Below are 880 nucleotides of genomic sequence, written 5' to 3' on the forward strand. Positions count from 1 at the left end.
TCGCGGAAAGCAGGAATATCGAGATCCTCGATCACGAGGACATCATGGAGAAATGGTTTGCCGTCTCTGCCGGAAGAGTTAGCCGGAAAGGGGATCGGCTAACACTAAAATCCGCTCTTCCCGTCAAGTCTGATTACCTCGCAGTAACGACGTTGCCGCTACAGAACAAGCATCTGGTTGAGGTGAGCATCGCCCGGCTCACCTTCCACCCGTACGTCAAGGTACCGTACAGTTTCAAAGCCCGGGTCTACGACCCGACCAAGAAACTCCATCGGTTTTCCGATGACGGAACTGTGGTCATCGATCTTCTCGACGGCAAGGTGCTCAACGGGCAAGCAGGGAAAGGCGGAACGCTTCTGAACTCACTGAGTTCTTCGAAACAGAGCATCGATAACACACGAACGCTCAAGACCTTCAACGAAGTAATGAATTACTCACCCTCGCCCGAATATTCCATAACAATCGGTTCGGAATATCATATCACCAAACTGAAACCCGAGATCACCAAACGGGCAGTAGAGAGGGCAGCAATCGAGTATATAACTGCGAAAAACACAGAGGACATGGCATACACTCCTGCAAAAGGAGACAGCATTCTGGATATCAAACATCGGAAATTCATTCCGAGAAGAGGCGATATAAAACTCTTCAAGAGCGAGATGCTTCTCGTTCCCAAATGGTCGGTTCACTTCAACGCATTCGGCACGGTTTACACGAAAGAAGTGTTTGCCCATTCAGGAACCGTCCTTGAAAATACCATACAGTACTGCCCGAAGCACTTCAAACTCGGTGCCATCAATTTCAAGAAGGAAACCGCTGCCGTCTGCGAGGTGTGCGGGAAGGCCTATTGTAGCGAGCACATTACACAATGCCCCGTCTG

General features: G+C 50.0%; 1 protein-coding gene. It reads left to right on the forward strand.

Features of this window, described 5'->3' with window-relative positions; genetic code table 11:
• Positions 1-44 precede the first annotated feature (44 nt).
• The coding region (locus EI28_RS12945) for a hypothetical protein (RefSeq protein WP_155937480.1) at positions 45-880 on the forward strand (836 nt) is incomplete at its 3' end.

The organism is Methanoculleus sp. MH98A (assembly GCF_000691865.1).
Lineage (GTDB): Archaea > Halobacteriota > Methanomicrobia > Methanomicrobiales > Methanoculleaceae > Methanoculleus.